7 protein-coding genes and 1 tRNA gene are annotated in these 6,859 nt (G+C 38.4%); 4 read left to right on the top strand and 4 right to left on the bottom strand.

The features are described 5' to 3' along the window. Nucleotides 1-115: 115 nt before the first annotated feature. Entirely contained in the window at nt 116-271 is a 156-nt protein-coding gene (locus PT281_RS01460; protein WP_277151370.1) for a hypothetical protein, read from the bottom strand. 232 nt (nt 272-503) lie between these two features. Between PT281_RS01460 and PT281_RS01455 the strand changes: the two genes are divergently transcribed. Beyond that, nucleotides 504-574, top strand: a tRNA-Gly gene (locus PT281_RS01455). Between the two features lie 44 nt (nt 575-618). Here PT281_RS01455 and PT281_RS01450 read toward each other — a convergent pair. The 3 genes from PT281_RS01450 to greA all read right to left on the bottom strand — a co-directional run bounded on the left by PT281_RS01450 (nt 619) and on the right by greA (nt 3,308). Continuing rightward, nucleotides 619-1,281 carry a CPBP family intramembrane glutamic endopeptidase gene (locus PT281_RS01450; protein ID WP_277151368.1) on the bottom strand — a complete coding sequence of 221 codons (663 nt, stop codon included), beginning with the start codon at nt 1,279-1,281 and terminating at the stop codon, nt 619-621. 141 nt (nt 1,282-1,422) lie between these two features. After that, nucleotides 1,423-2,769: an MFS transporter gene (locus PT281_RS01445; protein ID WP_277151367.1), complete on the bottom strand. Its 1,347-nt coding sequence runs from the start codon at nt 2,767-2,769 to the stop codon at nt 1,423-1,425. Nucleotides 2,770-2,846: 77 nt separating this feature from the next. Continuing rightward, the gene (gene greA / locus PT281_RS01440; protein WP_277151365.1) at nt 2,847-3,308 is read right to left on the bottom strand and encodes a transcription elongation factor GreA; all 462 of its coding nucleotides are present in this window, start codon (nt 3,306-3,308) and stop codon (nt 2,847-2,849) included. A 206-nt stretch (nt 3,309-3,514) separates the two neighbouring features. Between greA and PT281_RS01435 the strand changes: the two genes are divergently transcribed. The 3 genes from PT281_RS01435 (at nt 3,515) to PT281_RS01425 (ending at nt 6,807) form a co-directional block, all read left to right on the top strand. After that, entirely contained in the window at nt 3,515-3,937 is a 423-nt protein-coding gene (locus PT281_RS01435) for an Hsp20/alpha crystallin family protein (protein WP_277151364.1), read from the top strand. A gap of 138 nt (nt 3,938-4,075) precedes the next feature. Continuing rightward, nucleotides 4,076-5,398, top strand: coding sequence for a C1 family peptidase (locus PT281_RS01430; protein ID WP_277151362.1), 1,323 nt, complete (start codon nt 4,076-4,078; stop codon nt 5,396-5,398). A gap of 92 nt (nt 5,399-5,490) precedes the next feature. Next, nucleotides 5,491-6,807, top strand: a complete 1,317-nt coding sequence (locus tag PT281_RS01425) for a C1 family peptidase (RefSeq protein WP_277151360.1) — start codon at nt 5,491-5,493, stop codon at nt 6,805-6,807. Nucleotides 6,808-6,859: the final 52 nt, after the last annotated feature.

Here is a 6,859-nt window from a genome sequence, read left to right as displayed (position 1 = left end):
CAATTTTGTCTTGTTTAGATAATTTAACCATAGTAAAACCCCGAAATTAGTTTGTTCTAATTTCGGGGTTCATATCATCCTTTGGTAGAGTAAGACGGTTTTTGTTTACCCAAAATTACTTGAGTAAACTTCTTAGCAGTTCAACTACTAGCGGCAATAGATTGATTATCACTGCCGCCAGCAGCTGGTACTGCTTCATTTTAGCCAGCTTAAATGCCAATTTGACTAAACTAATAGCAAAAATTAACACTAAGGCTAAAATGATCTGCACCTACCTGTCCTCCCTTCTTACAATAGATTGGAGTATGAATCCACTCATGCTCATCGGCATCAGTCCCTTCACTCACAGGTAGTAAACTGTCTTTTAACTTTTCTACGTCTTAATGATTATACCAAATAAGCTAATATTAGCATAAAGTATTTATAAAAAATAAGGCAGATAATCTTCTGTTAAAAATTAAGCTTGGCAATATTCTTGAAACATGATAAACTATTTTAGTAACGCGGGTATAGTTTAATGGTAAAATGTTAGCTTCCCAAGCTGAAGATGCGGGTTCGATTCACGCTATCCGCTTAACTAAAAAAGGCAATGATTGAAAAATCATTGCCTTTTATTTTTTATATCATAATCATGAGAATGATGCCATTGACCACGGCTAAATAAACCGGCATCCACAAGGTCTGCGTGTAGAGGTAAGACCACGCAAATAAGGCTCCAAACACCGCATTAATCACTAAAAGAGGCAGCGACATCTGCCAATTCAAAACACTAAACAAAATGCCCGAGGTCACAATGCCCAAAATTGCCGTTAACATTGTGTTGCGCCTAAATGCATAATTAAACAAAAATCCCGTAATCAAAAATTCCTGCAAAATCGGTAGGACAATTCCCAACGCTACAACCAAAAACCAATACATCTTAACTGATTCATGCTGTAAATATAATGTTTGAAAACTATACGGTTTAACTTTGCCATAAGCTTGCAACCACGAAACACCAATTCGCAATGCGGTTACCATCAAAGTTAAACTAATAGTCATGCCAAAATTACCAAGCCATGACCCTGAAAAACTACGGTCAAAAAAGCGCTGCTCGCGATTAAAACGATAAATGAAGAACAACAAAATCATTAAAGAAATTAATGCAAATAAAATTAAATCCCAAAGACGAATTGGTAAATTTATAGTAACCAGCTTAACCGTGCCGGCAGCCATTAAATAGCCAATAAAATAAATAATATAGCGGATTAAGTTGCCCTCTCTTGATGCTGGTGTATTCACAAAAATTACCTCTATCCATTTGTGTACTCTACAAATTCCATATTATAGCAAAAAAAGACAATTTTATGAAATTTCAACAGATTTTTTCTAATCCATTTCGACCACTTATCATCAATTATAATACATTCAAAACTGCTTTTATTACTTGCTCATCGCTTTTTGCCGCATCAGTTTTTCACTTCTTGCCGTATATAACAAAAAGATAATTGCTAGACCTGAAGCAAGATACAAAATTGTGTTGCTGGCAAGCCAGCCAAATTGATTAACTAAAATCCCAATCAAAGCCGTAGCTAAAGTTTCACCAAAAATATACTGGAAAAAGCCCATAAATCCCGTTGACGCTCCCACGGCAAACTTGGGTACAACTTCATTAATCATTAAGCCCACTAAAGTTAGCGGTGCATAAATCAAATTCCCCATAATAATTAAGGCCACAATAATTAAAGTATGATTATCGGTAAAGAAATAAACAGTTAAACATAATAGTACGCCAATAACACAGGCAATTGAAACTTGTGCCCGGCGCCCTTTAAGCAAATCGGAAATTGCACCGATAATAATTACTCCCGGAACAGATGCTAATTCGAAAATTCCGATTACCCATTTAGCAACACTAGGATCAAAGCCCTTCGTTTGGACTAAATACGATGGAATCCAGCTTTGAATTCCATAACGTACGAGATAAAGCGACATCGAGGTTAATGTCACCGCCCAAACAAGCTTATTCTTCAAAATATACTTAACAAAAATTTGGATAATACTTAACTGCGTTGAATCAGAAGTTACGGTTTGTCCATTATCCAAAACGACCTTGTCACCAGTGTAAGTAGAAATATCGGGTAAGCCCACAACTGCTGGCCGATCAGCTCCCAAAAGCAAAATCAAAATACAAATAATAAATGATACTACTGAAGCTGTATAAAAGACAGCTGGCAATGAACCGGCAAACAAAAAGCTCGCTAGCTGCACCACAGCAACACAAATAAATGACCCAGCATTATGCGCTGAAGACCAAATTGAATACATCGTTCCCCTTATTCTTGGTCCCCACCATAACTGAATCATTCGCTGACAAGCTGCCGCCCCCATACCTTGAGTTACAGCAATTAAAAACATTAAGAGCATCATAATATATAAATTGCGACTGCTGCCCAAAAAGATATTTAAGATTGCCGACAATAATAAACCAAGCATTAGATAGCGATTAGCATCACACTTATCAGCTAATGCACCCATAAACAGCTTGGCAACACCATAGCCAATACCAAAGCACGACAAAATCAGACCAATATCAGCGGTAGTAAAGTGATATACCCTCATAATATCGTTTTGTTCAGTCGTAAAAACCAGCCTAATGATGTAATACCCAATATAGCCAATGCAAGTTGCAAGTAAAACACCAAGTTGCCGTAACTTATAAGTCTTGCCGATTTTTTCTTGCGGCACTCGTTTTTGCGAATCCGGACGCGCTAAAATCCACTTAAACATAAATCTTCTCCTCCCCTTGTATTAAGCTAATGATAGCACTATCAGGAAACTAATAATATCTATTTTTTCAAACCAATTTAATCAACTTTAATAATTGTTACTTGATATTCACCAGCAGGCGCCGCTACCGTTACCGTCGTCTGGGCTGTCTGCTTCATAAGCGCCTGCCCCAGTGGTGAGTCAAATGCAACTTTTCCTTCATCTAAATCTGCTTCCATCCGGCCAACGATGCGATATTCTTCAACTTCATTATCACCAGCAAACTTTAACGTTACCGTCTTGCCTAAATCAACTTTGCCATCATCAGTCTTTTCCACAATTTCAGCGTATTTTAACTGCTTATCTAAGTACCGCAAGCGGCTTTGCAAGTGTCCCAAGTCACGTTTGGCCTCGGTATATTCAGTATTTTCGGATAAGTCACCTAAGCTGCGCGCTTCCTGCAAAATCTTAATTCGGCGCGGTCGGTCTTTTTTCAAATCCGCAATTTCATCCTTGATTTTTTGGTAGCCTTCAGGCGTCATTTTTTGATAATAAACCATCAAGATTACTCCCCTATTTTTTAATCTAAAATTATCCACAAGTAAAATAACTGATAACGACAGTGTTTTATATCTAAATTTAGCACTCTAAAATTAAGAGTGCTAAATATTTTAATTTTCCTAATCTGCCTACTATAATAATCAGTGTAAAGAAGAAATGAAAGTCTTCTCTACAAATAATTAATTTTTGAAAGGAAGTTTTTACTATGGTACAAGATTTAACGAATCGTCACAATGACTTATTTGACGCAATGAATGATTGGTTTGACCTTCCACAGAAATTTTTTGATAATAACGAAATGGCAAAATTAATGCAGGCTGATGTTGCCGAAAACGACAAGAACTATGTTGTTAAGGTTGATATGCCCGGCATGGATAAAGAAAAGATCAATTTAAACTATAATAACGGGGTTTTGAGCGTATCTGGCTCAAGAAAATCATTTAAAGATTTATCAAAAGATAGCAGTATTATCCACCGTGAAAGAAGTGCGGGGCACATTTCCCGCAGCTTTAGATTACCAAATGTAGTTGCAAGTGAGATTCATGCAAAGTATGATAATGGTGTATTGACTATCACAATGCCAAAGCAATCTGCTGGCAGCAATGATAACTCGATCTCAATCGATTAACTTATTATTATATTTGCAAGAAGTCTTAGATAAGTTGCCAATACACGTAATTCTCTAAAACGAGTTCAGCTGTTGAACTCGTTTTTATTTTGTCCTAAAATAATTATTAATAATTAATTAAAAAAGGAGAATTACCTAATGAATCATCAACTTTCAATCCAAGAATTGGCAAAGTATTCTGCCGACTTTAACAACGATCCCCAAAATCAGGTCATTGCCCGTGCTGCTCAAAAGAGTGGAATTTTTGCGGCTTCATATAATGAACAAAAGGTCAGCAATGACTTAAACCGCGTCTTTTCAACAGAATTGGATGTCGGTCAAGTTACCGCGCAAAAGCATTCCGGACGCTGTTGGGAATTCGCGGCACTCAACGTTCTACGTCACTACTTTGGTAAAAAATATCATATTAAAGATTTTACTTTCTCACAAAGTTATAATTTTTTCTGGGATAAAATTGAACGTGCCAATATTTTTTATAACCATATTATTGCAACTGCCGACCAATCGCTTGACTCGCGAACTGTCCGCAAGTATCTGGCAAGTGCTGGTCAAGACGGCGGTCACTGGCAGCTGGCCGCATCCCTAGTGCAAAAGTACGGCGTTGTCCCTAGTTACGCAATGCCTGAAAGCTTTAACAGCAATAACACCGATGCCTTGCAGATGGCTTTGGGCAAAAAGCTGCGCAAAGATGCCTTAGTCTTGCGCCAATTAAAGCAAGCTGGCAAGGATGAAGAAGTTACGCAAACTCAAGACCGGTTCTTAAATGAAGTCTACCGAATGACGGCAATTGCCATTGGTGAACCACCTAAGAAATTTGATCTGGAATATCGCGATGATGACAAGAAGTATCATCTAGATAAGGATTTAACCCCGCAAACCTTCTACCAAAAGTATCTTGGCGACCTTGACTTAGATGATTATGTTGTTTTAACCAACTCACCTAACCACGAATATAACAAACTATACGGCTTTTCTGCTGACAACAATGTTGCGGGCTTATGTGAAATCAAGCTGCTCAACGTGCCAATGGAATACTTGGCTACTGCAACCATTCGCCAGCTTAAAGATGGTGAGGCTGTATGGTTTGGCAACGATGTATTGCACGAATTAGACCGGCCAAAGGGCTACCTTGACTCTGAACTTTACCAAATGAACCATCTCTTTGACGTTGACTTAAAGATGAGTAAGGCTGATAGACTGCGCACTGGCGAAGCAAACTTCTCACACGCCATGACTTTTGTTGGCGTCGATGAAGATCAAGGCGAGGTTCGCCGCTGGAAAGTTGAAAACTCTTGGGGCGATCAAGTTGGTAAGAACGGCTACTTTGTAATGAGCAATGACTGGTTTAACGACTATGTTTACGAAGTTGCTGTTCACAAAAAGTACTTGACACCAGAGCAATTAGCTTTAGCAGAAGGCCCAATTGCCGAAGATTTACCAGTTTGGGATCCATTAGGTTAATAATAAAAAAACTGAGTTCAGTAATTGAACTCGGTTTTCTTTTAGCTTAAAATTAGAGAGTAATTCAAAAAAGATTAAAAAGGAGATACGATATGGGACACAAATTAACCGTGCAAGAACTTGAACAGTTCGCTGACAAGTTTAACGAGAATCCAAAAAATCAAGTTGTTGCCCGCGCTGCTCAAAAGAGCGGTGTTCTGATGGCTTCATATAATGAACGTGTACAGGGTGAACTGACACGCGTTTTTTCAACAGAATTAGATACGGAAAATGTTACTAACCAGCAACAATCTGGTCGCTGCTGGGAATTTGCAACGTTAAATATTTTGCGCCACAATTTTGGTAAAAAATACCACGTTAAGAACTTTACCTTCTCACAAAGTTACAACTTTTTCTGGGATAAAATTGAACGCGCCAATATTTTTTACGACAATATTTTAGCTAGTGCCGATGAACCACTTGACTCACGAACTGTTAAAGCATATTTGCGGGATGCTGGCGAAGATGGCGGACAATTCCACATGGCAGCAGCTTTAGTTGAAAAATATGGTGTCGTACCAACTTATGCAATGCCAGAAAATTTCAACACCAATAATACGAATGCTTTTGCTAAAGCCTTGGGCGATAAAATGCGTAAAGACGCACTGGTATTGCGGGATTTAAAGCAAACTGGCAAGGATGAAGAAATCGAGGAAACACGGCAACAATTTTTAAGTGAAGTTTACCAAATGACAGCAATTGCTGTTGGTGAGCCACCTAAGAAATTTGACTTAGAATACCGTGATGACGATAAGCAGTATCATTTGGACAAAGATTTAACACCACTTGAATTTTTACATAAGTATCTTGGTGACGTAGACTTTGACGACTATGTCGTTTTAACTAATGCTCCTGACCATGAATATGACAAGTTATACGGACTACCATTTGAAGACAACGTTGAAGGTTCTTATCAGGTTAAATTCCTGAATGTACCAATGGAATATCTCGAACAAGCCGCTGTTGCCCAATTAAAAGACGGTGAAGCTGTTTGGTTCGGTAACGATGTTGGTGAGCAAAGCGACCGTAAGCAAGGCTATCTCGATACTAACCTGTATCAATTAGATGACTTGTTTGGCATTAATTCCAAGATGTCCAAGGCCGACCAATTGCGCACAGGATCAGCTGCTTCAACCCATGCCATGACCTTGGTTGGTGTTGATGAAGACAATGGTCATATTCGCCAATGGAAAGTTGAGAATTCTTGGGGCGAAAAGAATGGCGACAAAGGCTTTTTCGTAATGACTAACGATTGGTTTAAGCAATATACTTATGAAGTTGTTGTCCACAAGAAGTACCTAACACCAGAGCAAGTTGCCTTAGCTGAAGGTCCAATCACTGACCTGCCAGTTTGGGATACTTTGGCTTAAAACTAAATTTTAGTTTTAATATACTTAAAAAACGAGATTCTAAAATCGAACC

It is taken from the genome of Lactobacillus sp. ESL0701 (genome assembly GCF_029433445.1).
Taxonomy (GTDB): domain Bacteria; phylum Bacillota; class Bacilli; order Lactobacillales; family Lactobacillaceae; genus Lactobacillus.
This window is presented reverse-complemented; position numbering and strand designations above follow the sequence as displayed.